This is a genomic window from Streptomyces sp. NPDC107528 (genome assembly GCF_055639295.1).
In genome coordinates, this window is record NZ_JBVKAV010000003.1 from 486,231 (window position 1) to 513,227 (window position 26,997).

Consider the following 26,997-nt stretch of genomic DNA (forward strand, 5'->3'; position numbering starts at 1 on the left):
TGCGGTGTTTCGGACGGGACGTTCAATAGGCGGTGAGGGTCCTCACGGTCGTGACGACCTTGTCGACGGTGGGGATCACCCGATCCTCCAGCGCGTCGGCGAACGGCAGCGGGACGCACTCCCCCGCCACCCGCCTGACCGGGGCGTCCAGCAGGCCGAACCCCTCGTCCGCGACGACGGAGACGACCGTCGCGCCCCAGCCGCCCTGGTACGGGTTCTCCTCGACGGTGACGAGCCGGGAGGTCCGCCCGAGCGACGCGAGCACGGTGCTCATGTCCAGCGGCACCAGACAGCGCAGGTCGATGACCTCCGCCTCGATGCCCTCGCCGGACAGCAGGTGGGCGGCCTGCAGCGCGAGCGGCACCATCGAGGCGAGGGCGACGAGGGTCACGTCGGCGCCCTCGCGGACGACTTCGGCGCGGCCCAGCTCGACGACGTGGTCCGGGGGTGCGGGCGCGCCCTTGGCGGCGAGCAGCGCCTTGTGCTCGAAGAAGACGACCGGGTCGTCGCTGCGGATCGCGGCCGCCGTCATGCCGATCACGTCGGCGGGGGTCGCCGGTGCGGCGATCTTCAGACCGGGCACGGTGAGCGCCCAGTTCTCGGTGGCCTGGGAGTGCTGCGCGCCGAAGCCGAGCCCGCCGCCGTTGGCCGTGCGCACCACGAGCGGGACGGTGACCTGGCCGCCCGTCATGTACCGCACCTTGGGGATCTCGTTGGCGAGATAGTCCCAGCAGCAGGCCAGGAAGTCGGAGAACATGATCTCGGCGACGGGCCGCATCCCGGTCATCGCGGCACCCATGGCGGCCCCCACGATGGCCTGTTCGGAGATCGGCGTGTCCCACACCCGCTCGGGTCCGAACTCCTCGAACAGTCCGACGGTCGTCTTGAACACCCCGCCCGCCGCACCGATGTCCTCGCCCAGACACACGACGGACGGATCGCGCCGCATCTCCCGCGCGATGCCCTCGGCGACCGCCTCCCGATAACTGATCACGTCCGCCACGCCGCACCCCCGTCCGCCCATACGTCGGTGAGCGCCTCGTCCGGATCGGGCGCGGGCGCCGCCTTCGCGGCCTCGACCGCCTTATGGACGAGGGAGGTTGCCCGGTCGTCCGCCTCCTCGATCACCGCCTCCGACACCCCCATCTCGACGAGCCGGCCCCGCGCCAGGTCCAACGGGTCGTGCTTCAGCCAGCGTTCGACCTCCTCGGCCGGGCGGTAGGTGGCCGGATCGGAGCGGCTGTGTCCGAAGTGGCGGTACGTCAGCGCCTCCAGCAGCGCGGGCCCGTCTCCTGCCCGGGCCCGAGCCGCGAACCGGGCCACCGCCTCCTCGACCGCGAGGACGTCATTGCCGTCCACCACCTCGCCCGGGATGCCGTAGGCGGGCGCCCGGTCGGCGGCGGGCCGGGGCACCGCCGTCACGTCGGCGATCGGCGTGTACTCCATGTAGAGGTTGTTCTCGCAGACGAACAGCACCGGCAGATTCCATACGGCGGCCAGGTTGAGTGCCTCGTGGAAGGCGCCGATGTTGGTGGCGCCGTCGCCGAAGAAGGCGACCGCGATCTGATCGGTGCCGCGCAGCCGGGCCGACCAGGCGGCGCCGGCCGCCATCGGGAGGTGGGAGCCGACGATGGCGTACGAACCCAGCATGCCCGTGGACGCCTTGGTGAGGTGCATGGAGCCGCCCTTGGCCCCGCACAACCCCGTGGCCCGGCTCATGAGTTCGGCGAGGCACTCCTCGGGAGTGGCGCCGCGCGCCAGCGCGTGATGGTGTCCGCGGTAGGTGGCGAAGACATAGTCGTCGGGGCGCAGGGCGGCGCTCGCGCCCACGGCGATGGCCTCGTGCCCGGCGGCGAGGTGGGTGGTGCCCTTGACCAGGCCCCGCAGGAACAGGTCGTGGGCGGCCTTCTCCGTGCGGCGGATGACGGTCATCCGCTCGTAGGCGGCGAGGAGTTCGGCCGGTTCCATCAGCGCGCCCCGTCGTCAAAGGATGTGCTGCGAGAGGAGTCGCGTGACGTGTTGAGGTGGGACTGCGACTCGCGCCGGGTGTTCAGCTCGCCGCCGACCGTCCAGTACTTGCGGCCCGCCACCAGCAGTTCCTCCGCCGGGAACTTCGTGATGACCTCGCAGCCCTCGGCGGTGACGACCACTTCCTCCTCGATGCGGGCGGCGGACCAGCCGTCGGCGGCGGGCCAGTAGGTCTCCAGCGCGAACACCATGCCCTCCTCGAGGACCTCGGGGTGGTCCAGGGACACCAGCCGGCTGAAGATCGGCTTCTCCCAGATCGACAGTCCGACGCCGTGGCCGTACTGGAGGGCGAACGCGGCGGTCTCGTCGGCGAAGCCGAACTCCTCGGCGCGCGGCCAGACCTGCACGATGTCGGCGGTGGTGGCGCCCGGGCGGACGAGGTCGATGGCCTGGTCCATGTACTCACGGCAGCGCACATAGGCGTCGCGCTGGGCGCGGGAGGCGCTGCCGACGGCGAAGGTGCGGTAGTAGCAGGTGCGGTAGCCGAGGTGGCTGTGCAGGATGTCGAAGAAGGCGGGGTCGCCGGGACGGATCAGGCGGTCGCTGTAGACGTGCGGGTGGGGTGAGCAGCGCTCGCCGGAGATCGCGTTGACGCCCTCGACGTATTCGCTGCCGAGGTCGTACAGCACCTTGCTCACCACCCCGACGCACTCGTTCTCGCGCACGCCGGGACGCAAGTAGCCGTACAGCTCCTCGTACGCGGCGTCGACCATCGCGCAGGCCTGGGTGAGCAGGGCGATCTCGTCCGGTGTCTTGATGCGGCGGGCCTCCAGGAAGACCTGCTGTCCGTCGACGACCTCGATGCCCTCGGCGCGCAGGGCGGTGAGGACCGGCATCTCGACGACGTCGATGCCGAGCGGCTCGTCGGCCAGACCGTGGGCGCGCAGCTCGGTGGCGATCTTCGCGGCGACGTCCGCTGCGACCCCGGCGTGCGGGTGGAAGGCGCCGCGCAGTGTGGAGATGCCGGCGCGGGCGCCGGTGGGCGGGCTGCCTTCCTTGCCGTCGCTGTAGTCGAGCCACGGGTTGTAGAGCTGGTGGTGCCGGGCTGCGGAGCCGAAGTCCCAGACGATCGGCTCGCCGCCGCGCACCAGCAGGGCGAAGCGGATCAGCTTGTCCATCGCCCAGGTGCCGATGTGCGTGGCCGTCATGTAGCGGATGTTGGCGAAGTCGAAGCTGAGCACCGCGCCGAGATCGGAGCGGTTCAGGGTCTCGCGCAGGCGGGCCAGCCGCTGTTTGCGCAGCCGGTCGAGGTCGACGCGTTCTTCCCAGTCAACGGCATTGGGTCCGAAAGTGCGGATCGCCATGGCGACCACCCCCGCTTGGGAGTCAACGACTGTACGCGGTGAGTGTCAAGTGTCACTGAACAACACTGGACACGAACCAGATGCCCGTAGCCGGTACGTCCCCATCATTGCGGTAGCGGTGCGGGGTCGTCGACTCGAAGCAGACGGCGTCGCCGGGACGCAGCGTGTACTCGTCGAAACCGAGGGTGAGGATCAGTTCGCCCGAGGTCAGGCAGCCGTATTCGGTGCCGGTGTGGCGCATCAGGCCACCGGAGCTGGAGGAGGCCCCGCCGGGACGGTACGTCACGAGCAGGAAGTCGACATCGCTGCCGGGAACATGGCCGAGACGCTCCCACACGACACCCGAGTCCAGTTCCAGCACCTCCCGCTCGTCCGGCGTGACCAGCGGGCCGATCCGGCGGCCGGGGTCGGCGGCGAAGGCGGCGAGGGCGTGCAGGACGGTGCCGGGGGCTGCCACCGCCGGGGAGGCAGTTGTCACCTCGCCCGCCTCGAAGAGGGCTTCGATGGAGATGCCGAGGGCCGTGGTGATGGCGTAGAGGGTGCTGACCGACGGCTGGCTCTTGCCGTTCTCGATCTGCGAGATCAGGCTCGCCGACACCCCGACCTCCCGGGCGAGCGCCCGCAGGCTCGTCCCCCGCGCCAGGCGGGCCTGCCGGATGCGGGTGCCTACCGGCGGGACGGCGGCGGGGGGCATGAGGGCTCCTCTCTCAGGCAGGACTGTTCGCTCTCATTGAACAGTGCGCGGAGCATGCGCGGTACTGCAATGGCTCAAGGGAGGCCTCGGTGCGCTCCCGGGGGCGGTCACTCGAACGGGCCGGTGCCGGTGGTGTGCCGAGGGCTCCGATGGTGCGCTGAGGACACTCGTCACGTTCTCAGGAGGCACCCCGATGACCCGTCGTACGTCCCGACTCGTCCGCGTCCTCTCCTCGGCCCTGGCGGCAGGCACGCTGTTGGCCACCGCCGCCTGCTCGGACGACGGCGACAAAGACGGCTCGCGGGCCTCCGGTGTCACCGCGTCCCCCGCCGCCAGGAAGCAGCCGACCGGCTCCCCCACCACGACCGGCTCGCCCACCACGACGGGTTCTCCCACCGGGGGCGCCGCCCTCACCGAGTCCGGCGCGCAGACCGCGCTGATCACCGAGGCGGACATCGAGGACGACTGGACCCAGGTCAAGGACACCGAGGCCGAGAACTGGCACGACAGCCTGCTCATCGGAACGGTGGACGTCTCGGACTTCCTCACCGCCAAGGCCGACGCCGCCGACTGCCAGCGGCTCATGGACTCGCTCTACGACGACGACCTGCTGGGCAGGCCGTCGGGAGCGAACGCGCTGCGCGGCTTCACGCAGGACGACTCGCGGCTGCTGTACCAGGTCGCGTCCTACGACCGCAGCGACCCGCAGGACTCCTTGAACTGGATGGCGAAGCTGCCGAACGAGTGCGACCAGTTCACGATGACCGAGAACGGCGAGGAGCGCACCGTCCAGGTCATCGAGACCTCGCTGCCCAATGTGGGTGACGCCCGTGAGGGCCTGCGCGTGACGGTGCAGGGCACGACCGGCGGCGAGCAGGCCACGCTGACCCTGGACGTCGCCGCCGTACGTGTCGGCAACGACGCGATCACCGTCACGGCGGGCGGCCTCGACGGGAACGAGCACGACTCCGTGGAGCAGGCGGTCAAGCTCGGCACCCAGCGTCTGAAGGACGTCCTGGCCGGGAAGTCGCCGGCCGCGAGCCCCAGCGAGATCGAGTAACACACCCGGCGCCTCCCTCGCGCCCGCCGCGCTCCCGCGACCCGACTCCGAACCGCCGCCTCCAACAGCCCTCCCGGCTCTGCCGATTCCCGGGACAGCGTGATCAACGGAGCGGCACAATGGCGGCGATGGCCGGTTTCGGTCGTGCGTGCGAGGAGAGGACGAGTCGTGAGTGATGGCCACACCCCGCCGGGCGGGTCGGCGAGGCTGAACACCGGTGTGGCGCACAACGCGCGCGTGTGGAACTACTGGATCGACGGCAAGGACAACTACGAGGTCGACCAGCAGGTCGGCGAGCAGGTCGCGGGGATGTTCCCGATCATCCGCGACATCGCCCGCGCGGACCGCGACTTCCTCGGCCGGGCAGTGCGTTTTGTGGCCGAGGAGCAGGGCGTGCGGCAGTTCCTGGACATCGGAACAGGACTGCCGACGGCGGACAACACCCACGAGATCGCCCAGCGCGTCGCCCCCGACTCACGGATCGTGTACGTCGACAACGACCCGATCGTGCTCGTGCACGCCCGCACGCTGCTGACCGGCACCCACGAGGGCGTCACCGCCTACATCGACGCCGATGTGCACGATCCCGACGCCATCGTCGAACGCGCCTCGCAGACCCTGGACTTCACCAAACCGGTCGCGGTGATGATGCTGGGCATCCTCAACTTCGTCCTGGACTACGACAAGGCCCGCGAGATCGTACGGCGCCTCCTGGCCGCGGTTCCCTCCGGCAGCCATCTGGTCCTGACGCACCCGACGTTCGACTCCGAACTCGGCGGCGAGGGCCAGATCCCGGCGATGAAGTTCTGGAACGAGAACGCCACGCCGCCGATCACGGCCCGCAGCGGCACGGACATCGCCGCCTTCTTCGAAGGGCTGGAGCTGCTGGAGCCGGGCATGGTGTCCTGCTCGCAGTGGCGCGCCCCCGACGCTCCCGCCGCGGTGCCGCAGTACGGCGCGGTCGCCGTGAAACCCTGACGCCCAGCAGGTGCACCACACGTGCCGACCGGACCGGATCGGCACGGACCGGAACGGACCGAACCGACCGGCCGAGCTCGTCGAGGAGACCGTATGACCACCCTTGCCGATCCCGTCCCGGGCGGGCGTCCGGGTGACGTCGAGCGGGCGGGCGCGCTGAGCGAGGAGCTGTCCGGGCGGGGCGTGCACGGGATCGTCCTGGCCTACGTCGACACGGCGGGCATCGCCCGGGTGAAGACGATCCCGACGGCGAAGCTCGCCTCCGCGGCGGCCTGGGGCGTCGGGATGTCGCCGGTGTTCGACACCTTCCTGGCGGACGACTCCATCGTCACCACGGATGTCCTCGGCTCCCCGGACGGCGACCTGCGCCTCTACCCCGACCTCGACCTGCTGGTGGAGTTGTCCGCGCAGCCGGGCTGGGCGTGGGCGCCGGTCGACCGGATCACCCAGGAGGGCGAGCGGCATCCCGCGTGCAGCCGTACATTCCTGCGGCGGACGGTCCTGGAGGCCGCCGAGCAGCACGACGTCACCTTCAAGGCGAGCATCGAGATCGAGTGGGCGGTCGCCCAACCCCCGGGCCCCGAGGGTGAGTTCGTGCCGGCGGTCTCAGGGCCGGCATACAGCGCCGCCCGCCAGGTCGAGTTGAGCGACTGCGCCGCCGAGCTGCTGGCGGCGCTGGCGCGGCAGGGCGTGGAGGTCGACCAGTTCCATCCGGAGTACGCGGCGGGGCAGTTCGAGCTGTCGGTGGCCGCGCTCGACCCGGTGGCGGCGGCCGACCGCAGCGTGCTGGTGCGGCAGACCATCCGGGCGGTGGCGCGGCGCCACGGGCTCGCGGTGTCCTTCGCCCCGGCGGTCCTCGGGCAGGGTGTCGGCAACGGCGGCCATGTCCACCTCTCCGCCTGGCGCGAGGGGGGCAATCTGCATGCGGGCGGTGACCGCCGCCACGGCATGCGGCCCGAGGCCGAGTCCTTCGCGGCCGGCATCCTCGCCCACCTCCCCGCCCTCACGGTCGTGACCGCGCCGAGCCCGGCGAGCCGGCTGCGGCTCAGGCCCTCGCAGTGGGCCGGGGTGTTCACCGCGTGGGGCCGGGAGACACGAGAGGCCGGGCTGCGTGTCGTCACCGGCATGGCAGGCCATCGCGCCGAGGCGGCCAACCTGGAGGTCAAGCCGGTGGACCTGGCCGCCAACCCGTACCTCGCCATCGGCTGCCTGATCGCCGCCGGGCTGGACGGACTGACGTCCGGCGCGCGACTGCCGCAGGAGATCACCGGCGATCCGGCACATCTGGGCGCTCAGGACGCGGCGGCCCGAGGTGTCCGCAGGCTGCCGACGTCGCTCGTGGAGGCTGTGGAGGAGTTTTGTACGGACGAGCCGCTGCGGGCCGCGCTGGGCCCGGTCCTCGCCGACGCCGTGATCGCCGTACGGCGAGGCGAGGTCGATGCCGTCGCCGGGCTGGACGACGACCAGGTCGCGGCGGCGTACCGCTGGAAGTACTGACGTGGGCGCCACAGGGACAGGGCCGGTCCACGAGGCGCTCGCGGCGCTGCCGCTGGTGGACCACCACTGCCACGGGATCGTCACCGCCGACCTGGACCGGCACGGCTTCGAGTCCCTGCTCACCGAGGGCGAGCCCTGGCCCGGCATCTCCTCCTTCGACACCCCGGCCGGCGTGGCCGTACGCCGCCACTGCGCACCCCTGCTGGATCTGCCGCGGCACGCGTCCGCCGACGCGTATCTGGCCCGGCGTGCGGAGCTGGGCCGGCGCGAGGTGGACCGGCGGCTGCTGGCCGCCGCCGGAACGGAGGTGTTCTGCGTCGACACGGGCTACACGCCGCAGCCACTCACCACGCCCAGGGAGCTGGCGGAGACCGCCGACGCGACCGCGTACGAGGTCGTACGGCTGGAGGCGGTCGCCGAGGCGGTGGCGGCACACGGAGTGGAACCGGACGCCTACGCCACCGCCTTCCGTACGGCCGCCGAGGAAGCCGTACGGCGTCCGGGCGTCGTGGCCGTGAAGTCGGTGGCCGCCTACCGGACCGGCTTCGACCTGGACCCGGCGCGCCCCTCGGACGCGCTGGTCAGTGCGGCGGCCCGGCAGTGGCTGGAGAACGGCGGCCGGCTGGCCGACCCGGTCCTGGTACGCCATCTGCTGTGGACGGCGGTCGACCTGGGGCGCCCGCTGCAGCTCCACACCGGGTTCGGCGACAACGAGATCCGACTGCACCGCGTGGATCCGACGTATCTGACGGACTGGCTGCACCTGATCAAGGGCACCATTCCCGTGCTGCTCCTGCACTGCTGGCCCTACCAGCGCCAGGCCGCCTTTCTGGCGGCTGTCTTCGAGGAGGTGTATCTCGACGTGGGCCTCACCCTGCACCACGTCGGCCCCGCGCGGTCCCGGGCGATCCTGGCGGAGGCGATGGAGATCACCCCGTTCCGCAAACTGCTGTACAGCTCCGACGCGTATGGTCTGGCGGAGTTCTACCAGCTCGGCGCGCTGGCCTTCCGTCGCGGCCTGGGCGAACTGCTCCAGGACCGGGTGGACGCCGACGAACTGAGCCTGCCGGACGCGCTGCGGATCGCGGCGTGGGCAGCCGGCGACAACGCCCGCCGCCTCTACGGACTTCCCGCCCCCGACCCCGACCCCGCCCACGAGCCCCGCCCGCATCGCGACTGAGCGTTCGCAATTCCCGGAAAGTATGATCAAGCAATGTCTGACATGACCGATACCACGCCCGGCTGGCTGTCCTCCGACGAGCTGGAGATGGCACGCGCGCGCATGCCGATCCTGTACGTCGAGGCCGTGCCGGTGCGGGTCGACGACAGCGGCGAGGTCACCAGCATCGGCCTGCTGCTGCGCATCGGACCGGACGGAACGGTCAGCCGGACCCTCGTCTCCGGCCGCGTGCTGCACCACGAGCGCGTTCGCGACGCCCTCCTGCGGCATCTGGAGAAGGACCTCGGCCCGGTGGCCCTCCCCCGGGTCCCGACCTCCCTCCAGCCCTTCACCGTCGCGGAGTACTTCCCGACGCACGGCGTCACGCCGTACCACGACCCGCGCCAGCACGCTGTCTCGCTCGCCTACGTCGTCCCGGTCACCGGCGACTGCCGCCCCCGCCAGGACGCGCTCGACCTGGTCTGGTTCAGCCCTCAGGAGGCACTGTCCCCGGCGGTGCAGAGCGAGATGCCGGGCGGCCACGGGGTGCTGCTCAAGCAGGCGCTGGCGCATGTGGGCTGCGTGATCTGACCCGGCGGGCGCCCACCGCAGAATCTCCGGCCGAAGCCAGTACCTGCGGAAATGAGTGTTGTGATGATCGACGTGATCATTGTGGGCGGCGGACCGACCGGCATGATGCTGGCCGCCGAGCTGCGGCTGCACGGCGTGCACGTGCTCGTGCTGGAGAAGGAGGCGGAGCCGACCAGGGTGGTCCGCTCGCTCGGGCTGCACATGCGCAGCATCGAGGTGATGGACCAGCGCGGTCTGCTGGAACGGTTCCTCGCACACGGGCGGCAGTACCAGGTCGGCGGCTTCTTCGCCGGCATCGACAAGCCCTGGCCCGACGGGCTGGACACCGCGCATCCGTACACCCTCGGGATCCCGCAGACCATCACCGACCGTCTGCTGGCCGAGCACGCGACCGAGGCCGGCGCCGAGATCCGGCGCGGCTGCGAGCTGGTCGGCCTGAGCCAGGACGACGACGGTGTGACCGTCGAGCCGGCCGACGGCACCCGGCTGCGTTCGCGCTACCTCGTCGGCTGTGACGGCGGCCGCAGCACGGTGCGCAAGCTGCTCGGCATCGGATTCCCGGGCGAGCCCGCCACGGTGGAGACGCTGCTGGGCGAGATGGAGGTGGCCGTACCCCAGGAGACTCTGGTCTCCGTGATGACCCAAGTCCGCAAGACCCAGAAGCGGTTCGGCTTCATGCCTCTCGGGGACGGGGTGTACCGCGTCGTCGTGCCCGCCGAGGGGCTGACCGAGGACCGGTCGGTCCCGCCGGCCTTCGAGGAGGTCCGGCAACAGCTGCGGGCGGTCGCCGGCACCGACTTCGGCGTGCACTCACCGCGCTGGCTGTCCCGCTTCGGCGACGCCACCCGGCAGGCCGAGCGCTATCGGTCGGGCCGTGTGCTGCTGGCCGGCGACGCGGCGCACATCCACCCGCCGACCGGCGGTCAGGGCCTCAATTTGGGCATTCAGGACGCGTTCAACCTCGGCTGGAAGCTGGCCGCCGAGCTGGGCGGCTGGGCACCGGAGGGGCTGCTGGACAGTTACCACAGCGAACGGCACCCGGTGGCGGCCGACGTGCTGGACAACACCCGGGCGCAGATGCACCTGATGTCCACCGAACCGGGTCCGCAGTCGGTGCGCCGGCTGGTGTCGCAGCTGATGGACTTCGAGGAGGTGAACCGCTACCTGATCGAGAAGATCACCGCGATCGGCGTCCACTACGACTTCGGCGACGGCCACGCACTGCTCGGCCGACGGCTGCGGGACGTGAAGCTGGAGCAGGGCCGCCTCTTTGAGCTGATGCGCGGCGGCCGCGGACTCCTGCTCGACCGGACGGGACGGCTCTCGGTGGCGGGCTGGTCGGATCGGGTCGACCACGTCGTCGACGCCTGCGAGGAACTGGACGTGCCCGCGGTGCTGCTGCGGCCGGACGGCCATGTGGCCTGGGCCGGCGAAGATCAGCAGGAGCTGCTCGGCCATCTGCCGAGGTGGTTCGGGGCCGCCGCCGGCTGAGTGCCCGGCCTTGCCACCGGGAACCCAGCGAAAAAGGGCCCTCGCAGGCTCTCGCCTGCGAAGACCCTTCGCACCGTCGGGACGACAGGATTTGAACCTGCGACCCCTTGACCCCCAGTCAAGTGCGCTACCAAGCTGCGCCACGTCCCGGTGCCGTCTGACCTGGGGTTTCCCCCGGCCGAACGCGCATGGAAACAATACCGCACTCGGGTCGGTGGTCGCGCACTCGTTTCCGCGCGCCCGGCCGCTTCAGATCCGCTCGGGGCACACGCCCTCGCCTGTCGCGGCCGGGGCCGGAGACAGTGCCGGTCCCACCGTCGTCGGGGTGTCGGCCCGCACCAGGTCACGGATCGGACGCACGGTGAGCAGGGCGGCCACGACGACCAGGCTCATGCCTCCGGCGACCAGGAGCACGTGGTCCGTGCCGATGGTCGCCGCGGCCGGGCCCGCGAGGGCCTGGCCGACCGGCATCATCGCCAGGGAGCCTGCCACGTCGTACGCGTGGATGCGGTTGAGGACGTCGGCCGGGACCTGCGTCTGGACGCTGGTCGCCCACATCACGCTCCAGAAGGCCATGCCCGCCCCGGCGACAGCGGCTCCGGCCGCCATGGCCGCAACGCCGAGGCCGGCGCCGACCGTCATGGGGAAGCCGGCGAAGGCGAAGAGCGCGATCGCGCCGGCGCGGAGCATGCGGCGCGGGCGCAGCCGCAGCGCGAGCAGGCCGCCCACCACTGTCCCCGCACCGAGGGCGGAGTTGATCAGGCCGTAGGCGCGCGGACCGTGCTGCTGGACGACCTCCGTCGCCACGAGCGGGACGGTCGGGCCCCATACGGCGATCATGTAGACGCACCAGATGACGATGACGCCCCAGAGCCAGGTGCGGGATCTGAACTCCCGCCAGCCTTCCGCCAGATCCGCCCGGAAGGCTCTGGTTCCGCGGCCTGGGCGGTCGCCGGGTGGGCGGACCAGTGGGGGCAGGCGGAGCAGCAGGAGGCACAGGGCGCTCACCGCGTATGTGGTCGCGTGGGCCGCGAACACGCCGCCGGGTGACGCGAAACCGACGAGCACACCGGCAAGGGCGGGTCCGGCGAGTTGGGCCACGGCCTCGGCGACGCGTATGGCGCCGTTCGCACCCTGGACGTCGGCGGCGAGCCGGGGCACTGTGCCGGCGACGCCGGGCTGGAACACGGCGCCCGCCGCGCCGTTGACGAAGCCGATCGCGCAGATCTGCCACAGCACGACATGCCCGGTGAAGAACAGCACGGCGGCCAGGGACTGGGTGCCGAGGCGGACCAGGTCGGCGCCGATCATCAGCCTGCGGGTGCTGAAGCGGTCGGCGATGACCCCGCCGAAGACGATGAGCCCGGCGAACGCGGCAGACGTCGCGGCCAGGGCGAGGCCGACGGCTCCGGCGCCGTACCCGTGCTGCAGCAGGCCCGCGGCGAGGGCCACCGGCAGCATGGTGTCGCCGAGTTGGGCGACGGCCCGGGCGACGAAGAACAGGCCGAAGTCCCGCGACCACACCGGGTGTGATCCGGCCCGCCCTTTCATCCGCTTGCGCCTTCCGGTCATGACATGGGGCACGGACACTGCCTCACTGGTCTCACTCTCCGGTCGGCGGCCCCAACTCGGGGTGCGCTTCCAGCAGGCTCGACGGTGCCGCCTGGCGCCAGGAGTCGGCGAGGATGTCGCGCAGTTCGTCCTCGTCGTCCAGGGCGGAGAGCCAAGCCCTCACCCAGGCGAACTGCGCCTCGTGGTCGGCGATCCAGAACTTGTCCGGCTCGGCCAGCACCAGTTCGTCGCGCTCTTCCTTGGGGCAGCGCACGGCGATGGACGTCTCGTCCTCGGGCAGCGTGGCGAACATCTTGCCCGCGACCCGGAACGTGGGCATGCTCCAGGCGATCTTCTCCGTCGTATCCGGCAGGGACAGGGCGATACGGCGTACGTCTTCGGCATCCGGCATGACAGGCACGGTAGCGGCAGCGACTGACAACCACCTGGTGGGAGGGGTCGGCCCGACGGATGGGCTCTTTAGAAGCTGAAGGTCATGAACGCTCCGAGGCCTCGATCGGCCGCCGCGCCGAAGAACGCGACAAGCTCCTCGTAGGCCCCCTCCAGCCATTCCAGCTGACCCTCGGGGTCGAACTTCCACATGTTGGGGTACGCATTCTCCTGCGCCATCCGGTCCGGGTCGTAGTGGCCCGCCAGCCGTTCCCACGGGGTCGCCCGCAGCTCCCGTGCCACGCTGTCGATCTGCTCCGCGTCCCATCCGAACAGGGTGCCGTCGTCCCGGATCTGGAACCCGTCCATCAGGAACTCCAGTCCCACCTCAGCCTGGTCGAACAGGAACTGGAGCCCGCCGAACGCCTTGTCCGGGCCTCCGTAGGGACGGTCCGGCATCGGGGAGTTCTCGCCGTACAACTCAAAGATGTATTCGTCTGCCCAATTCGGGTCCTTCGCCGCCTTGTCCAGCTCCTCCGTCGTCGCGCTGATGAACGAAATGCTGACGCCCATGACAGGCAATCCCCCTTGATGTACTGCTTGTTCGGCCGCTTCCGATGCCGATGATCGCCCTCGTGGTCGATCAACGTCGGCGAGTGTTCCACGCGGCACTGACAACGGGGCGATCGGTCAGAGGTGTTTGAAGTAGATCGTCGTCGGCCGCAGCGCTCCGTCCGGGTTCGCCGCGTAGTCCGGGATCACCCCGGCCCGGGTCCAGCCGGCCGCGCCGTACAGCCGCTCGGCGAGGCTGTCGGTCTCGGTGTCCAGGTGGAGGAGGGTGATCCCGGCCCGGATCGCCGCCTCTTCCGCGGTCGTCAGGAGTCTGCGGCCGAGGCCGTGGCCCCGCGCGTCCCGGTGCACCATCAGCTTGACCAGCTCGGCCCGGTGGCGGCTGTTGGGCTTGTCGGGGAAGGCCAGGCTGACCGTGCCCACGGTTCGCTCGCCCTCGCGTGCCACCCACGCCTCCCACTGCCCGGCGGCCACGGCGGCCGCGCGCTCCTTCCACCAGCCCATGGCAGCCGTACGGTCAAGGGGGGCCAGGAACCCGACGGATGCACCGTCCGCCACGGTGTCCACCAGCAGGTCGGCCAAGTCCCCGACCTGGGCCAGCAGTTGGCCTTCGTCCAGGCGCGTCACGATCACGGCAGCACCACCGCCAGCACGTACCGCACCGCTCCGGGCCCCGCGCACCGGAACCGCGTGGACCCCCACACCCGCATCCGCAGACAGTCCCCGGCGGCGAGATGGTGCTCCGCCTCCCGAACCGTCACGTCGAGGGCCCCCTCCAGCACCCAGATGTGCTGCTCCAGTCCCGGTACGGGTGGCCGGTCGTACGCGATGTCGGCGCCCTCGGTGAGCCGGCCCTCGACGAGTTCGGCGCGCAGCCCGGCGTGCGGCGGCGACACGGACCGTCGTACGAACCCGGAGGAACGGTCCTCCCACCTCGCCTGCTCGGCCGCCCGCACCAGCAGCGCGGGCTCGGACTCGACCTCGCTGAGCAGCTGGGACATGGTCCGGCCGTAGACGTGGCACAGGCGGTTCAGCAGCGCGGCGGTGGGGCTGATCTCCGCCCGCTCGGCGCGGGAGAGGGTGGAGCGGCTGATGCCGCTGCGCTCCGCCAACTCGCCGAGCGACCAGTCGCGTTCGGCCCGAAGCTCGGCCAGACGGGCGCCGAGGCGGGCGTCGACCGCGTCCAAGGAGGTGTCCTGGATGTCCTGGGCTGCACCACCGCCGGAAGTCTCTCGTTTCATATCCGGGACGCTATCCCAGATATGAAACGGCAGTGTTACGGGAGCCTCACTCCCCCGCGACCTCCCCGAGCGCGTCCAGCACCGGCCTGATCAACGGGTGCTCCTCCGCGCCCCGGCGCACCGCCGCGAACACCCGGCGCGTGGGCGCCACGCCGTCCACGGGCCGTACGACGACCCCCGTGAGGTCCATGCCGCGCAGCGCCGAGCGCGGTACTAGAGCGACGCCCGCGTCGGCCGAGGCGAGGGCGACGACCGCGCGGAAGTCGTCCGAGGAGTGTTCGAGGCGGGGCTGGAAGCCGGCGTTCTCGCAGGCCAGGACGACCACGTCGTGGCAGGGATTGCCGGGGTACTGGCCGATCCACGGGTCCTTCGCCAGCTCCGCGAGCGGGACCTCGGCCGCGTCGGCCAACCGGTGGCTCACCGGGACGACCGCGTCGAAGGGCTCGGCGTACAGCGGTACGTGGGCGAGGCGGGGGTCGTCGGCGGGCGGCGCCCCCCGGTACTCGACGGCCACCGCGATGTCGACCTGCCGGTCCAGCACCATCGGCAGGCTGGCGTCGCCCTCGGCGTCCTGGACGCGGATGCGGATGCCGGGGGCCGTCCCTGCGAGGCGGGCCACCGCGGGCGCGACGACCAGGGCGATGCCGGTTGCGAAGGAGGCGACCGTGACCGTGCCGGCCGCGCCCGAGCTGTACGCCGCGAGCTCGGCCTCCGCGCGCTCCAGCTGGGCCAGGACGGCGTTGGTGTGGCTGAGCAGAATCTCGCCGGCCGGGGTCAGCCGAACGCCCTTCGCGCCGCGCTCGACCAGACGGTGGCCGGTCTCCTGCTCCAGGGCCGCGAGCTGCTGGGAGACCGCGGAGGGCGTGAGATACAGCGCGGCGGCAGCCGCCGTCACGGTGCGGTGGTCGGCCACCGCACGGAGGATGTGGAGCCGCCGCGCTTCGATCATGAGATCGATTATCGCAAGGTCCGGAGTGGACCGGACGTCAGCCTTCCAGTTCCGCCCGGGCGGCGACGAAGGCGTCCACGGCACGGTTGACGTCGTCCGTCGAGTGCGCGGCGGACAGCTGGACGCGGATGCGGGCCTGCCCCTGGGGCACGACCGGGTACGAGAAGCCGATCACGTACACGCCGCGTTCCAGCAGCAGCTCCGCCAGCCGGCCGGCCTCGGACGCGTCGCCGATCATCACGGGCGCGATGGCGTGGTCGCCGGGGAGGATCTCGAAGCCCTCCTCCGTCATCCGGCGCCGGAACAGTGCCGTGTTCTCGGCGAGCCGGACGCGCAGGTCGTCCGCGGACTCCAGCAGGTCGAGGACCTTGAGGGAGGCCGCCGCGATCACGGGGGCCAGGGTGTTGGAGAAGAGGTACGGGCGTGAGCGCTGGCGCAGCAGGGCGACGATCTCGGCGCGGGCCGCGACGTAGCCGCCGGACGCGCCGCCGAGGGCCTTGCCGAGGGTGCCGGTGATGATGTCGACGCGGTCCATGACGCCGTGCAGCTCGGGCGTGCCGCGGCCACCGGGGCCGACGAAGCCGACCGCGTGCGAGTCGTCGACCATGACCATGGCGTCGTAGCGGTCGGCGAGGTCGCAGATCTCGCGCAGCGGTGCCACATAGCCGTCCATGGAGAAGACGCCGTCGGTGACGATCAGCCGGCGCCGGGCGTCCGACGCGTCCTTCAACTGCCGCTCGAGGTCGGCCAGATCGCGGTTGGCGTACCGGAAGCGGCGGGCCTTGGACAGCCGGATGCCGTCGATGATCGACGCGTGGTTGAGGGCGTCGGAGATCACGGCGTCCTCCGGGCCGAGGATCGTCTCGAAGACGCCGCCGTTGGCGTCGAAGCAGGAGGAGTACAGGATCGTGTCCTCCTGGCCGAGGAACGCGGAGAGCCGTGCCTCCAGTTCCTTGTGCACCTCCTGCGTGCCGCAGATGAAGCGCACAGACGCCATGCCGTAGCCCCAGCGGTCGAGGGCCTCGTGGGCGGCGGCGATCACCTCGGGGTGGTCGGCGAGGCCGAGGTAGTTGTTGGCGCAGAAGTTGAGGACCTCGCCGGGACGGCCGCCCGCGGCGACGTTCACGGTCGCGGACTGCGGGGTGTCGATGACGCGCTCGGGCTTGTGCAGGCCGGCGGCGCGGATCTCGTCGAGGGTGGCGCGCAGGTCGTCGCGCACGGAGTCGAACATGGGGAAAGCTCTCCTAAAATGCCGTCGCCGAAAGGGAGTTACGAGGTCCAGTCGAGGATGACCTTGCCGCCGCGGCCGCTCGCCGCGTCGGCGAACGCCGCCTCGAAGTCGCGATAGCCGTACCGGCCGGTGATCACGGGGGCCAGGTCGAGGCCGCCCTCCAGCAGAACGGACATGGCGTACCAGGTCTCGAACATCTCACGGCCGTAGATGCCCTTGATGGTGATCATCGAGGTGACGATGCGGGCCCAGTCGACCGGGAACTCCTGCGCGGGCAGGCCGAGCATGGCGATACGGCCGCCGTGCGTCATGTTGGCGATCATGTCGCGCATGGCCTCGGGCCGGCCGGACATCTCCAGGCCGATGTCGAAGCCCTCGCGCAGCCCGAGTTCGCGCTGTCCGTCGGCGATGCTCTCCTCCGCCACGTTCAGCGCGAGACTCACGCCCACCTTGCGGGCCAGCTCCAGCCGTTCCTCGCTCACGTCGGTGATCACGACATTGCGCGCACCCGCGTGCCGGGCCACGGCCGCCGCCATCAGGCCGATGGGGCCCGCACCGGTGATCAGGACGTCCTCACCGACCAGCGGGAACGACAGCGCGGTGTGCACGGCGTTGCCGAACGGGTCGAAGATCGCGGCCACGTCGAGGTCGACGGGTGCGCGGTGCACCCACACGTTGGTGGCGGGCAGGGCGACGTACTCGGCGAAGGCGCCGTCGCGTCCGACGCCGAGGCCGACCGTGGCACGACACAGATGGCGGCGGCCGGCCAGGCAGTTGCGGCACTTGCCGCACACCAGGTGGCCCTCACCGCTGACCCGGTCGCCGATGGCGATGTCGGTGACGTCGCGGCCGGTCTCCACGACCTCGCCGACGAACTCGTGCCCGAGCACGAGCGGGGTGCGGATCGCCTGCTGCGCCCAGCCGTCCCAGGACCGGATGTGCAGATCGGTGCCGCAGATGCCGGTGCGCAGCACCTTGATCAGTACGTCGCCCGGTCCGACGGCCGGCTCCGGGACGTCCGCGAGCCACAGCCCGGGCTCCGCCTTCTCCTTGACCAGCGCCTTCACGCAACGGCTCCTGACGGTGAGTCCCGGTCTCGGACATGCCGAAGGCACCCGCGGCCGGGGAGGGGGGTGGAATCGCCTAGCAATCTGCCGTACGGCGGCGCCACGGTCCATCGAGGATTTCTTAAGCAGCGTCACAGCTTTCCTTCACACCCGCCACTCGCGCCCCCTGACGCCCTCCGGGCGGTGACAATCGAGGTAGTGCCCCGGACCGCCGTCGCGGCCGGTCCCGGTGCTCACGCCCGTACTCGGCCGACTGACCTGGAGTCGCTCATGAACACCGCACGTGACCTCGCGATCGTCGCGCTGGACATGGCATCCGACCACCCCGTGGGGCAGGGCGAACTGTCGCTCGCTCTCGCGGCGGCCGAAGTGTTCGACCTCCTCGATGCCGGGGCTCTCCTCCTCGACGACGAACGCATCACGCCGAGCGCGCAGGCCCCGACGGGCGACCGGCTGCTGGACGAGGCCGCCTCGTCACTCGTACGGCAGGAGCCGTACGAGTCGGTCGAGGACTGGCTGTGGCGCCGGGGGCGCGGACTGTCCTCGGCCTATGGCGCGGAACTGGAGAGCCTGGGGCTCACGGCCCGGCCCCGGGGCCACCGGATCTCGCTGCGGGCCGGGCGATCGGTGCCGGTCGACTCGGCGGCCCGGCAGCAGGCCGAGGAGCGCTGGGCGTCGGGCGATCCCGTCCTCGTGGCCCTGGCTGCCGCCGCCGGGGTGTACGACATGCCGGACGACGCCGCTGACGACCTCACCGACGAGACGGTCACGACCGTGCTGGCCGCCGTCGGCAACGCGGTCGTGGAGCTGGAGGCCGTACGGCAGCGGCGGGCGATCGAGGACGCCGCGTTCGACAACGTGTGGCGGGGTTTCTAGCCGCCGCTCCCGGACCTTGAGCAGTCACAGCAGCGGGAGCCCGTCGGCCTCCCGCCGCTCCAGCCGGGTGACCAGGTCCGCCGCCGACGCCTTGATGGTGTCCAGTCCGGCTCTCCCCCAGGGCCGCGGCTCCACGTCGACGACGCACACCGTACCGATCACCATCCCCGTGCTGTCGATGAGCGGGGCGCCCAGATAGGAGCGGATGCCGAACTCGTCCACGATCGGGTTCCCGGCGAATCGCGGGTAGTCGCGGACGTCCTCCAGGACCAGCGCCTTGCGTCGGACGACCACATGGGGGCAGAACCCATGGTCGCGCTCCAGATGGCGGCCCAGCTGGGGCTTGCTCTCGTCGGCGCGGGCGAGGTTCAGGGCATGCCGCACATGCAGGCCGGCGAAGAACTGACGGTTCTCGCCGAGGAAGTTGACCATGGCGTACGGCGCCCCGGTGTGCTCGGCCAGATGGTCCGCGAAGACGTCAAGGGCCGGATCGGGGTGTTCCCCCAGGCCCATACGAAGCAGCCGCTGCGCGCGGGCGGGGGCCTCCTTGTCCTCGGGGGTGAGCAGCAGGCGAGCGACCGGATGGGGTGGGCCGTAGCTCATGGGCGGATTCCGTCGCTGTGGGCGTACGTCATATGCGGCTCCGTGCTGGTGTGTGCGGCTGTCACATGTGGGCGCCGTGGCTCGGCGCGGGTGCCGGCGCGTGAGCGATGAGGTGCCGGACCAGGGTCAGCAGGGTCTGGACACCGGAGCTGGAGATCCGGGCGTCGCAACGGACGACGGGGACCTGCGGGTCGAGGTCGATCGCGGCTCGGACCTCCTCCGGGTCGTACCGGTAGCCGCCGTCGAACTCGTTGATCGCGACGATGAATCCGAGGCCCCGCTGTTCGAAGAAGTCGACGGCGGCAAAGCATTCCTCCAGTCGCCGGGTGTCGGCGAGGATGACCGCGCCGAGCGCACCCTCGGAGAGTTCGTCCCACATGAACCAGAACCGCTCCTGTCCGGGCGTGCCGAAGAGATACAGGACGTGTTCCGGATCGAGCGTGATGCGGCCGAAGTCCATGGCCACCGTCGTCTCGACCTTGTTCTCGATCCCTTCAAGGCTGTCGGTCGCGGCGCTGACCGTGGTGAGCAGCTCCTCCGTACTGAGCGGCGCGATCTCGCTCACCGCGCCGACGAAGGTCGTCTTCCCTACCCCGAACCCTCCCGCCACCAAGATCTTCAGCGCGGTGGGGAAGGGGTCAGAGCTGTCGTCGTAGTCCATCGAGCACTGCCTCCAGAAGGGCCCGGTCAGTCGGGTTGTGGTGGAACTCGGGGGGCTTGGTGGTGACCGCCCCGCAGTCGACGAGGTCCGACAGCAGCACCTTGGTGACCACCGCCGGCAGCTTCAGATGGGCGGCGACCTCGGCGACCGACACCGGGCCGCGGCACAGGTCGAGCGCCTGCTCGTGCTCGGGGCCGAGGTAGCCGAGGGGGGTCGCCCCGGTGGCCATGACCTGCGACATCAGGTCGAGCGCGATGGTGGGCCGGGTGCGGCCGTTGCTGACGGTGAAAGGGCGCACCAGCCGTCCGGCCGCGTCGTCGAGCCAGGGCCCGTCACCGGCCGCCGTCACGTTCAAGGCCTCAACGCCGAGGGTTCGACGGAGTGCTGCCGGGGAGCGGTGACCAGGTAGGGGCGGACACTCTTGACGAGCATCGCCATCTCGTACCCCAGCACGGCCGCGTCGGCCTCGCGGCCGGCCAGCACGGCGAGACAGGTGCCGGAACCGGCCGTCGTCACGAAGAGCAGGGTCGAGTCGAGCTCGACGACGACCTGGCGCACCTCTCCGCCGTCGCCGAAGCGGACGCCGGCGCTACGGCCGAGGGAGTACAGGCCGGACGCGAGGGCGGCCATGTGGTCCGCACTGTCCGGGTCGAGACCGTGAACCGATTTCACGAGCCCGTCGCAGGAGAGGAGGACCGCACTGGTGGTGTGCGGTACGCGCTGCACGAGGCCGCTCATCAGCCAGTCGAGATCGGACACATGGGCGGTCTGCGCTTCGCTCGCCATGATGGATCGACTCCTTGAGGTACGAAGGTCAGCGGGAGCGCTGGGGGTGGGGGTGGACTTCCAGGCGGACGTCGAACTGGTCATGAACGTGGTCATCCGGCTGGTGCGCTCCCGTCGTGCCAGGGGGTGTGGTCGGCGCCGGGCGCGGACCCGGGCTGCCTCTCGGTGGGGTGGGCCGGGTCCATGGGTGATACATCCATGGAGGGACGGGGGGTCATGGGTGTCATGTCTGCGTGCAGTCCATCCAGGCCCGGCGGGCGCAGGTGTGTGGACTGCGGGCGCCCCGCGTCGAGACTCGTCGGCTCCAGGTGGATCGGCACCGGGCGCACGGACTCCAGGCGGGTGGGCTCGGGGGACGTGTGAGCCCCGGTTGTGGGGTCCGGGTCGGACGACGTCGTGTCGGAGGCCTGGTGCGGCGAGGGGGTGTAGGAGGAAGTGGTGCCCTGCGTGGCGGCGGTATGGGCCGACTCCATGTGCGGTGCCTCCACGTGGGCCGACTCCATGTGGGCCGACTCCATGTGCTGCTGCGTCTCCGCGAGCCCGACCCCCCGTTGGAAGGCCGCCATCAGCCCCGGGTCGTGTCCGGCGAGCTGGTCGGACTCCTGGCGCGGTGTGGGGCCGTCACGCAGTTGCGGGGCGATGTGTTCCTGGGCGCGGCGTCGGGGCAGTTGGGGCTTGCCCATGGTGCCGCGGACGGGTCCGGTGCGGGGGGCCAGAGGCGCGGCCGCGTTCTCCTCGACGCGGCCACGTTCGTCGTGCCTGATGCCGGGCATGGCCTCCGCGGGGTTGGCCCGCTCCTCATGTGCGCCGCGTACGGGCAGCGGTGCCGGCCCGGTGCCGTTGGTTCCGGAGTCCGCGCCCATCCCGGCGGCGTGCGGCTGCTGCCGACGCGTAGCGCCCGTCGATGCCTCGGCCGCACCTCGGTGCCCGCCCTCCGACGCGGCCGACGCATGCTGCCCGTACCGCTGCGGTGGCACCGGCGGCTCTGGCGGACGCGGCTGCTGCGGGCGTGCCGGCGACGGGGCATGCGGCGGTACGGATGTGCCCGCCACTCCCTGCGGTTCCGGCGCCCGCTCCGCGACGCCGCGAGCCCCCGGTTCCGCCCCCAACAACCCCTGCGGCACGACGAGTACGGCCTGGACACCGCCGTAGATGTTGGTCTGCAGGCGCACATGGATGCCGTGCCGCTTGGCGAGCTGCGAGACGACGAACAGCCCGATGCGCCCGTCCGCCAGCAGGCTGGCGACGTTGACCTGGTCGGGGTCGGCGAGCAGGGCGTTCATCCGGTTCTGCTCGCCGACCGGCATGCCGAGCCCGCGGTCCTCGACCTCGACGGCCAGCCCCGAGGTCACGAGGTTGGCGCGGAGCAGCACTTGGGTGTGCGGGGCGGAGAACACCGTGGCGTTCTCGACCAGTTCGGCCAGCAGATGGATGACGTCGGCGACGGCGTGCCCGCGCAGGGTGCCGTCGATCGGCGGCACGAGCTTGACCCGCGAGTACTGCTCCACCTCGGCGATGGCGGAGCGCAGCACCTCGGTCATGGAGACCGGGTTGCTCCACTGCCGTCGGGAGACGGCTCCGCCGAGCACGGCGAGGTTCTCGGCGTGGCGGCGGATGCGGGTGGCGAGGTGGTCCACGTGGAAGAGGCCCTTGAGCAGATCGGGGTCCTCGATCTCGTTCTCCAGCTCGTCGAGGATGGAGATCTCGCGGTGCACGAGGGACTGAAGACGCCGGGCGAGGTTGACGAAGACCTCGAGCTTCTGTTCGCTGCCCGCCTGGCTGGAGAGCTGGGAGGCCTGGACGACGGCGGTGACGGCCCCGTCCTGGGCGCGGGCCAGATCGGCGGCGAGCAGTTCGAAGTCGTCGGCGCCGTCGGGCGGTCCGCTGCGCTGCCTGCGCTTCGGCGGTGCCTCGCCACGCCGCAGGGTCTCGACGAGGGCCCGTAGATCGGCCTCGCCGCGCGCGCTCCTGCGGCGCAGTGCGCCGATGCGGTCGTTCACGGACCTGGCGGTGCGGTTGGCGGCCACCGCGGCGATCAGGATGCCCGCCAGGGTCACCGAGACCGCTCCGGCGAGCACGCCCCACAGGGTGAGGCTCGGTCTTACTCCGGTGGACCGCACGACGAACAGCACGGCCGCGAGGGCGCTGAGGGTCACCGCGACCGGCGGAAGCACGGCCAGACGCAGCAGTTGGGGCCGTATGTGGGTCTCGGGCAGCGCGGTTGCGGTGCGGGCGGCCGGGCGCCCGTGCCGTCCGCCCTCACGGCGGTCAGCGCGTGCGGCCGGGGCGCGGAGATGAGACATCGGGGTCCTCGTACTGGTCCGTCGGTCGGGGCCTGGGATGCGCGCGGTCTGCGCGGCCCGGGGCGTGCGCCATCGCAATGTCGGTCGACCGAACCGACGAATTCGGCTCCGCGTCGCCCGACGGACACTGACAGTAGTCGCCTCCGCATCAAGTGCGGTGGGCAGTTGACAAAGTCACGCAGGCAGCGTCCCGCTCTGGTATGAGGTCTCGTACGACAGACCGATAACCGGCCCCACCGTTCGCCCATAAGCGGATATCGAACGATCGGACCTGGTCAGAAGTGGTCACGCTGAAAAGCCGGGCTGCGGGGGCACCGCGTACGCCGCACGCCGCGCCGACACCCGGTCCCCACACCCTTGCCCGCGCCCGACCCCTGGCCGGGACGATTCAGCACCCCGCGCGCCCGCCCGTCCACCCCCCAGAGCGTCACGGGCAGTAGCGGCGCGCGAAGCTCCGCAGGCGCCCCACCGCACTCACGCACGCCCCGCGCGAACCGTCCCGCAAGAGCGCACGGAGCCATTGACCGCCCGCGCCATCTGGCCGGACGCCACTGCAGCGCCCGGCACCGTGGCGGGCGCTGCAGTGCGGCGGGCGCTGCGACAGGGCAGCCGGCCCTGGACAGAAGCCGCGCTAGACGACCGGCGCCCCGTCCGACTCCGACGCGACCGGCGCCCCGTCCGACTCCGACGCGACCGGCGCCCCGTCCGGCCCCGACACGACCGGCGGCCACGTCGGCCATCCCTCGGTGGGCGTCTCGGCCACCTCGCGCCACCACGGCGTCAGGGGCGGCATCGAGGCCGGTTCGAACGGCTCACCGCAGCGCGGCGCCGCCATCGTGACCCCCGCCTTGTGCGTGGCCCGCATCGTCCACTCTCCCGGCTCCGCCCATGCGTGCGGCGCCAGGTTGAAGGTGCCCCAGTGGATCGGCAGCATGACGCCCACGGTCGGGTCCCCGCCCTGAAGGTCGAGGTGGGCGCGGACGCCCTCGTCCGGCGTCATGTGGATGTCGGGCCAGAAGTCCGAGTAGGCGCCGATCTGGATCATCGTCGCGTCGAACGGGCCGTGCTCGGCGCCGATGTCCGTGAAACCGTCGAAGTAGCCGGTGTCCCCGCTGTGGTAGATCCGGTGCTCGTCCGAGGCTACGACCCAGGACGCCCAGAGCGTGTGCTGCGTGTTGCGCAGCCCCCGGCCGCAGAAGTGGCGTGCGGGGGTGGCCGTCAGGCTGAGGCCGCCGACCTTCGTCGTCTCGTGCCAGTCCAGCTCACGCACCCTGTCGGCCGAGACGCCCCAGTGTTCGAGGTGGGCGCCGACGCCGAGCGGTACGGCGAAGAGCGTGTCCGTGCCGACCAGTGCCTTGATCGTGGGCAGGTCGAGGTGGTCGTAGTGGTCGTGGGAGATGACGACGACGTCGACAGGCCCGAGCTGGGCGAGCGGCAGCGGCACGGGGTGCAGCCGCTTGGGCCCGGCGAAGGGGAAGGGGGAGCAGCGCTCGCCCCACACGGGGTCGAAGAGCACCCGGTGGCCGTCGATCTCCGCGAGGACGCTGGAGTGCCCCATCCAGGTCAGGCGCAGCCCGTCGACGGGCGGTTTGGCCAGGTCGGCATAGCTGGTGGGGTGCACCGGCACCGTGCCCTTGGGGACGCGGTGGGGCCGGGTGTCCCGGTCGAAGAAGACCTTGGCGAACTCCAGCATCGAACCGGACGGTCTGGTGCGGGCGGCGCCCCCGGGGTTCTGGAAGACCCCGTCCCGGAAGTGCGGTGATCTGCGGATGCGCGCCATGCGCTCACCGCTCGGGTCCACCCCGAAGGCCTCGGGCCGCAGGGCACGCAGCCCGGAGCTCGGGAAACGGAAACCGGCCACGGTACCTCCAGGTGGAGTCGGTGAGAAATTCCATTATGGTCGGCCCCTCCGACAACCCCGGACGCCCCTGTCCCTAATCCCGGGCGCCCCACATTGACATGTCCTCACCCATCCTCGGATACTGACCCATCGTTCAGTAGCCGCGCGCGGCACGCGGCCCTCGCTCGCTCCCCTCCCCCACCCCGGAGACCTCATGACCACGCCCTTGCTGTCGCTCACCTGGACCGACCACGTCACCGGCCGTCAGGGCTTCCTGGTCATCGACCGGCTGGTGCGCGGCGTGTCCAGCGGTGGGCTGCGCATGCGGCCGGGCTGCACGCTCGACGAGGTCACCGGGCTCGCCCGCGGCATGAGCATGAAGGAAGCCCTGCACTACGACCCCGAGGCCCGGTACATCCCCCTGGGCGGCGCCAAGGGCGGCATCGACTGCGATCCGCGCGATCCGGAGGCGTACGGGGTTCTGGTGCGCTATCTGCGGACCATGCGGCCCTACATCGAGAACCTCTGGACCACGGGCGAGGACCTCGGGCTCTCCCAGGACGTGGTGGACCGGGCGGCCGCCGAGGCGGGGCTCGTGTCGTCCGTCCAGGCCGTGTATCCGCTGCTCCGCGACGAGGCCGGCGCCCGTACGCGGCTCGCGGACGCGTTCGCGGTCGAGGTGGACGGCATCGGGCTCGACGAGCTGGTCGGCGGCTGCGGAGTCGCCGAGGCGGTGCTCACCGCCCTGGACCGGGCCGGTGTGCCGTACTGGCGGACGCGGGCCGCCGTGCAGGGGCTCGGGACCATGGGCGGGGCCACGGCGCGCTTCCTCAGGCGCGCGGGGCTCACCGTCGTGGCCGTCGCCGACATCAAGGGCACGATCGCCAACCCTGCGGGCCTCGACATCGAGGCACTGCTGGCGGCACGGGACGCCTACGGCACGGTCGACCGCGCGGCGCTGCGGCCCGGCGACCGCGAACTGCCGGGCGACGCCTGGCTGTCGGCCGAGACGGAGGTGCTGGTCCCCGCAGCCGTCTCCTATGTGATCGACGCCGCCAACCAGGGGCGGATCACCGCTCGCTGGATCGCCGAGGCGGCCAACATGCCCGTACGGCCGGAGGCGGAGCTGCTGCTGGCCGCGCGGGGCGTCACCGTGCTGCCGGACGTCGTGGTCAACTCGGCCACGAACGCCTGGTGGTGGTGGACGCTGTTCGGCGACGTCGGCCCGGACGCGGACGAGGCGTTCGCCCACACGCGACGCTCGATGCGCGCCCTGACCGACCTCACCCTGGCCCGCGCGGAGGCCGACGGGACGACACCTCGGGCCGCCGCGCACGCCATCGCTGAGGACCGGTTGCCGGTGATCGCCGAGCGGTTCGGCCAACTCCGGTGACGGCAAAGACCCCGGGGCCCGACTCGACCGTGGCCCGGGAGCTGCCGGCGGCAAGGCTTTAGGGTGGCCGGGTGGCAAGAGTGCGGTTGAGCGTGGCGGAGCGGCGTGAGGAGTTGCTGCGTGCCGCCGTGGAGCAGATAGAGGCGCGGGGCGTTGCGGCGGTCAGGATCGCCGACGTGGCCGCGGCGCTCGGGGTGAGCAACGCGCTGGTGCTCTATCACTTCGCCACGAAGGAGAAGCTGGTCGCCGCCGCGTTCACGCACGCGGCCCAGGACGACCTGGCCCGCCTGCGACGGGTCCTCGGACGTCGTACGACAGCGCTGCGCCGACTGCGGGCGGCCGTGCGCTGGTACGCGCCGACCGGCCAGGCCAAGGGCTGGCGGCTGTGGATCGAGGGCTGGGCGGCGGCGCTGCGCGAACCCGCGCTGCAGGAGGTCACGCGGGACCTCGACCGACAGTGGAAGGCGGCCCTCGCCGAGGTCATCGCGGAGGGTGTGGCCGCGGACGAGTTCCACTGCCCGGACCCGATGGGCGCGGCCCTGCGCCTGACGGCCCTCCTCGACGGGCTCGCCGTGCAGATGACGTCGTACCGCGGCGCGGTCTCACGCGCGCGTGCCCAGGAGTGGGTGGACGAGGCGCTCGCCCGGGAACTGGGGCTGGAGCGGGAGGCGTTGACGGCGTCGACACGCTGACGCCGGCGTAGGCGTGGGCCGCACCGATCACACGTTGGTACG

General features: G+C 71.5%; 27 protein-coding genes and 1 tRNA gene. 9 read left to right on the forward strand and 19 right to left on the reverse strand.

Going from position 1 to position 26,997, the window contains the following annotated elements:
• Nucleotides 1-22: 22 nt before the first annotated feature.
• From ACZ7L5_RS12035 to ACZ7L5_RS12050, 4 genes are read right to left on the reverse strand one after another with little or no spacing between them, the layout of a single operon-like run.
• On the reverse strand, nucleotides 23-1,003 hold the full coding sequence (locus ACZ7L5_RS12035) for an alpha-ketoacid dehydrogenase subunit beta (protein WP_471516507.1): 981 nt from the start codon (nucleotides 1,001-1,003) through the stop codon (nucleotides 23-25).
• Nucleotides 991-1,968, reverse strand: a complete 978-nt coding sequence (locus ACZ7L5_RS12040) for a thiamine pyrophosphate-dependent dehydrogenase E1 component subunit alpha (RefSeq protein WP_471516508.1) — start codon at nucleotides 1,966-1,968, stop codon at nucleotides 991-993. Before ACZ7L5_RS12040 ends, ACZ7L5_RS12035 begins: the two co-directional genes overlap by 13 nt.
• Nucleotides 1,968-3,332, reverse strand: a complete 1,365-nt coding sequence (locus ACZ7L5_RS12045) for a M24 family metallopeptidase (RefSeq protein ID WP_471516509.1) — start codon at nucleotides 3,330-3,332, stop codon at nucleotides 1,968-1,970. Before ACZ7L5_RS12045 ends, ACZ7L5_RS12040 begins: the two co-directional genes overlap by 1 nt.
• 52 nt (nucleotides 3,333-3,384) lie before the next feature.
• Nucleotides 3,385-4,026, reverse strand: coding sequence for a helix-turn-helix domain-containing protein (locus ACZ7L5_RS12050; protein ID WP_328877876.1), 642 nt, complete (start codon nucleotides 4,024-4,026; stop codon nucleotides 3,385-3,387).
• Between the two features lie 193 nt (nucleotides 4,027-4,219).
• Here ACZ7L5_RS12050 and ACZ7L5_RS12055 point away from each other — a divergent pair, with 193 nt between their 5' ends.
• The 6 genes from ACZ7L5_RS12055 (at nucleotide 4,220) to rox (ending at nucleotide 10,802) form a co-directional block, all read left to right on the forward strand.
• A complete protein-coding gene (locus ACZ7L5_RS12055; RefSeq protein ID WP_471516510.1) occupies nucleotides 4,220-5,086 on the forward strand; it encodes a hypothetical protein in 867 nt (288 codons plus the stop codon).
• Between the two features lie 168 nt (nucleotides 5,087-5,254).
• Entirely contained in the window at nucleotides 5,255-6,064 is an 810-nt protein-coding gene (locus tag ACZ7L5_RS12060) for an SAM-dependent methyltransferase (RefSeq protein ID WP_471516511.1), read from the forward strand.
• 93 nt (nucleotides 6,065-6,157) lie between these two features.
• Complete coding sequence (locus tag ACZ7L5_RS12065; RefSeq protein ID WP_471516512.1) at nucleotides 6,158-7,561, forward strand: type I glutamate--ammonia ligase; 1,404 nt, start codon at nucleotides 6,158-6,160, stop codon at nucleotides 7,559-7,561.
• 1 nt (nucleotide 7,562) lies between these two features.
• Nucleotides 7,563-8,741, forward strand: coding sequence for an amidohydrolase family protein (locus ACZ7L5_RS12070; protein ID WP_471516513.1), 1,179 nt, complete (start codon nucleotides 7,563-7,565; stop codon nucleotides 8,739-8,741).
• 42 nt (nucleotides 8,742-8,783) lie between these two features.
• Nucleotides 8,784-9,311, forward strand: a complete 528-nt coding sequence (locus tag ACZ7L5_RS12075) for an NUDIX hydrolase family protein (RefSeq protein ID WP_328884253.1) — start codon at nucleotides 8,784-8,786, stop codon at nucleotides 9,309-9,311.
• A gap of 63 nt (nucleotides 9,312-9,374) precedes the next feature.
• The gene (rox, locus tag ACZ7L5_RS12080) at nucleotides 9,375-10,802 is read left to right on the forward strand and encodes a rifampin monooxygenase (protein ID WP_471516514.1); all 1,428 of its coding nucleotides are present in this window, start codon (nucleotides 9,375-9,377) and stop codon (nucleotides 10,800-10,802) included.
• A 76-nt stretch (nucleotides 10,803-10,878) separates the two neighbouring features.
• Here rox and ACZ7L5_RS12085 read toward each other — a convergent pair.
• The 9 genes from ACZ7L5_RS12085 to tdh form a co-directional block, all read right to left on the reverse strand.
• Nucleotides 10,879-10,952: transfer RNA gene (locus tag ACZ7L5_RS12085), tRNA-Pro, on the reverse strand.
• A gap of 99 nt (nucleotides 10,953-11,051) precedes the next feature.
• Nucleotides 11,052-12,374 carry an MFS transporter gene (locus ACZ7L5_RS12090; RefSeq protein ID WP_471516515.1) on the reverse strand — a complete coding sequence of 441 codons (1,323 nt, stop codon included), beginning with the start codon at nucleotides 12,372-12,374 and terminating at the stop codon, nucleotides 11,052-11,054.
• Between the two features lie 31 nt (nucleotides 12,375-12,405).
• Complete coding sequence (locus tag ACZ7L5_RS12095) at nucleotides 12,406-12,765, reverse strand: MmcQ/YjbR family DNA-binding protein (protein ID WP_328877883.1); 360 nt, start codon at nucleotides 12,763-12,765, stop codon at nucleotides 12,406-12,408.
• Nucleotides 12,766-12,833: 68 nt separating this feature from the next.
• Complete coding sequence (locus ACZ7L5_RS12100; protein ID WP_471516516.1) at nucleotides 12,834-13,316, reverse strand: DUF1877 family protein; 483 nt, start codon at nucleotides 13,314-13,316, stop codon at nucleotides 12,834-12,836.
• A 117-nt stretch (nucleotides 13,317-13,433) separates the two neighbouring features.
• On the reverse strand, nucleotides 13,434-13,946 hold the full coding sequence (locus ACZ7L5_RS12105; protein WP_471516517.1) for a GNAT family N-acetyltransferase: 513 nt from the start codon (nucleotides 13,944-13,946) through the stop codon (nucleotides 13,434-13,436).
• Nucleotides 13,943-14,554 (reverse strand): helix-turn-helix domain-containing protein, encoded by a 612-nt coding sequence (locus ACZ7L5_RS12110; RefSeq protein WP_471516518.1) that lies wholly within the window; start codon nucleotides 14,552-14,554, stop codon nucleotides 13,943-13,945. Before ACZ7L5_RS12110 ends, ACZ7L5_RS12105 begins: the two co-directional genes overlap by 4 nt.
• Before the next feature lie 46 nt (nucleotides 14,555-14,600).
• Entirely contained in the window at nucleotides 14,601-15,503 is a 903-nt protein-coding gene (locus tag ACZ7L5_RS12115; protein WP_328877887.1) for a LysR family transcriptional regulator, read from the reverse strand.
• 37 nt (nucleotides 15,504-15,540) lie between these two features.
• Nucleotides 15,541-16,734 (reverse strand): glycine C-acetyltransferase, encoded by a 1,194-nt coding sequence (locus ACZ7L5_RS12120; RefSeq protein ID WP_471516519.1) that lies wholly within the window; start codon nucleotides 16,732-16,734, stop codon nucleotides 15,541-15,543.
• A 38-nt stretch (nucleotides 16,735-16,772) separates the two neighbouring features.
• Entirely contained in the window at nucleotides 16,773-17,801 is a 1,029-nt protein-coding gene (gene tdh, locus ACZ7L5_RS12125) for an L-threonine 3-dehydrogenase (RefSeq protein ID WP_365053310.1), read from the reverse strand.
• A gap of 270 nt (nucleotides 17,802-18,071) precedes the next feature.
• Between tdh and ACZ7L5_RS12130 the strand changes: the two genes are divergently transcribed.
• Nucleotides 18,072-18,677, forward strand: coding sequence for a GPP34 family phosphoprotein (locus ACZ7L5_RS12130; RefSeq protein ID WP_471516520.1), 606 nt, complete (start codon nucleotides 18,072-18,074; stop codon nucleotides 18,675-18,677).
• A gap of 24 nt (nucleotides 18,678-18,701) precedes the next feature.
• Here the strand turns inward: ACZ7L5_RS12130 and ACZ7L5_RS12135 are convergent, their stop codons facing one another.
• From ACZ7L5_RS12135 to ACZ7L5_RS12160, 6 genes are all read right to left on the reverse strand, one after another.
• Nucleotides 18,702-19,280 (reverse strand): GAF domain-containing protein, encoded by a 579-nt coding sequence (locus ACZ7L5_RS12135; protein ID WP_471516521.1) that lies wholly within the window; start codon nucleotides 19,278-19,280, stop codon nucleotides 18,702-18,704.
• Between the two features lie 61 nt (nucleotides 19,281-19,341).
• The gene (locus ACZ7L5_RS12140) at nucleotides 19,342-19,941 is read right to left on the reverse strand and encodes a GTP-binding protein (RefSeq protein ID WP_328420849.1); all 600 of its coding nucleotides are present in this window, start codon (nucleotides 19,939-19,941) and stop codon (nucleotides 19,342-19,344) included.
• Nucleotides 19,919-20,290 (reverse strand): DUF742 domain-containing protein, encoded by a 372-nt coding sequence (locus tag ACZ7L5_RS12145; RefSeq protein WP_328430358.1) that lies wholly within the window; start codon nucleotides 20,288-20,290, stop codon nucleotides 19,919-19,921. Before ACZ7L5_RS12145 ends, ACZ7L5_RS12140 begins: the two co-directional genes overlap by 23 nt.
• A 2-nt stretch (nucleotides 20,291-20,292) precedes the next feature.
• Nucleotides 20,293-20,727, reverse strand: coding sequence for a roadblock/LC7 domain-containing protein (locus ACZ7L5_RS12150; protein WP_328877892.1), 435 nt, complete (start codon nucleotides 20,725-20,727; stop codon nucleotides 20,293-20,295).
• Nucleotides 20,728-20,819: 92 nt separating this feature from the next.
• On the reverse strand, nucleotides 20,820-23,030 hold the full coding sequence (locus ACZ7L5_RS12155) for a sensor histidine kinase (protein WP_471516522.1): 2,211 nt from the start codon (nucleotides 23,028-23,030) through the stop codon (nucleotides 20,820-20,822).
• A gap of 631 nt (nucleotides 23,031-23,661) precedes the next feature.
• Entirely contained in the window at nucleotides 23,662-24,891 is a 1,230-nt protein-coding gene (locus ACZ7L5_RS12160; protein WP_471516523.1) for an MBL fold metallo-hydrolase, read from the reverse strand.
• 193 nt (nucleotides 24,892-25,084) lie between these two features.
• Between ACZ7L5_RS12160 and ACZ7L5_RS12165 the strand changes: the two genes are divergently transcribed.
• Both ACZ7L5_RS12165 and ACZ7L5_RS12170 read left to right on the forward strand, forming a co-directional pair.
• Complete coding sequence (locus ACZ7L5_RS12165; RefSeq protein ID WP_471516524.1) at nucleotides 25,085-26,263, forward strand: Glu/Leu/Phe/Val dehydrogenase dimerization domain-containing protein; 1,179 nt, start codon at nucleotides 25,085-25,087, stop codon at nucleotides 26,261-26,263.
• Nucleotides 26,264-26,334: 71 nt separating this feature from the next.
• Nucleotides 26,335-26,955, forward strand: coding sequence for a TetR/AcrR family transcriptional regulator (locus ACZ7L5_RS12170; RefSeq protein WP_471516525.1), 621 nt, complete (start codon nucleotides 26,335-26,337; stop codon nucleotides 26,953-26,955).
• Nucleotides 26,956-26,997: the final 42 nt, after the last annotated feature.

Bases quoted from the DNA above. Each gene is read 5' to 3' on its own strand.
- ACZ7L5_RS12055 (WP_471516510.1), top strand. From the start codon at position 4,220: ATGACCCGTCGTACGTCCCGACTCGTCCGCGTCCTCTCCTCGGCCCTG.
- ACZ7L5_RS12075 (WP_328884253.1), top strand. From the start codon at position 8,784: ATGACCGATACCACGCCCGGCTGGCTGTCCTCCGACGAGCTGGAGATG.
- ACZ7L5_RS12115 (WP_328877887.1), bottom strand. From the start codon at position 15,503: ATGATCGAAGCGCGGCGGCTCCACATCCTCCGTGCGGTGGCCGACCAC.
- ACZ7L5_RS12090 (WP_471516515.1), bottom strand. From the start codon at position 12,374: ATGACCGGAAGGCGCAAGCGGATGAAAGGGCGGGCCGGATCACACCCG.
- ACZ7L5_RS12130 (WP_471516520.1), top strand. From the start codon at position 18,072: ATGAACACCGCACGTGACCTCGCGATCGTCGCGCTGGACATGGCATCC.
- ACZ7L5_RS12155 (WP_471516522.1), bottom strand. From the start codon at position 23,030: ATGTCTCATCTCCGCGCCCCGGCCGCACGCGCTGACCGCCGTGAGGGC.
- rox (WP_471516514.1), top strand. From the start codon at position 9,375: ATGATCGACGTGATCATTGTGGGCGGCGGACCGACCGGCATGATGCTG.
- ACZ7L5_RS12150 (WP_328877892.1), bottom strand. From the start codon at position 20,727: ATGGCGAGCGAAGCGCAGACCGCCCATGTGTCCGATCTCGACTGGCTG.
- ACZ7L5_RS12110 (WP_471516518.1), bottom strand. From the start codon at position 14,554: ATGAAACGAGAGACTTCCGGCGGTGGTGCAGCCCAGGACATCCAGGAC.
- ACZ7L5_RS12165 (WP_471516524.1), top strand. From the start codon at position 25,085: ATGACCACGCCCTTGCTGTCGCTCACCTGGACCGACCACGTCACCGGC.
- ACZ7L5_RS12065 (WP_471516512.1), top strand. From the start codon at position 6,158: ATGACCACCCTTGCCGATCCCGTCCCGGGCGGGCGTCCGGGTGACGTC.
- ACZ7L5_RS12135 (WP_471516521.1), bottom strand. From the start codon at position 19,280: ATGAGCTACGGCCCACCCCATCCGGTCGCTCGCCTGCTGCTCACCCCC.
- ACZ7L5_RS12140 (WP_328420849.1), bottom strand. From the start codon at position 19,941: ATGGACTACGACGACAGCTCTGACCCCTTCCCCACCGCGCTGAAGATC.
- ACZ7L5_RS12095 (WP_328877883.1), bottom strand. From the start codon at position 12,765: ATGCCGGATGCCGAAGACGTACGCCGTATCGCCCTGTCCCTGCCGGAT.
- ACZ7L5_RS12040 (WP_471516508.1), bottom strand. From the start codon at position 1,968: ATGGAACCGGCCGAACTCCTCGCCGCCTACGAGCGGATGACCGTCATC.
- ACZ7L5_RS12050 (WP_328877876.1), bottom strand. From the start codon at position 4,026: ATGCCCCCCGCCGCCGTCCCGCCGGTAGGCACCCGCATCCGGCAGGCC.
- ACZ7L5_RS12100 (WP_471516516.1), bottom strand. From the start codon at position 13,316: ATGGGCGTCAGCATTTCGTTCATCAGCGCGACGACGGAGGAGCTGGAC.
- ACZ7L5_RS12120 (WP_471516519.1), bottom strand. From the start codon at position 16,734: ATGTTCGACTCCGTGCGCGACGACCTGCGCGCCACCCTCGACGAGATC.
- ACZ7L5_RS12045 (WP_471516509.1), bottom strand. From the start codon at position 3,332: ATGGCGATCCGCACTTTCGGACCCAATGCCGTTGACTGGGAAGAACGC.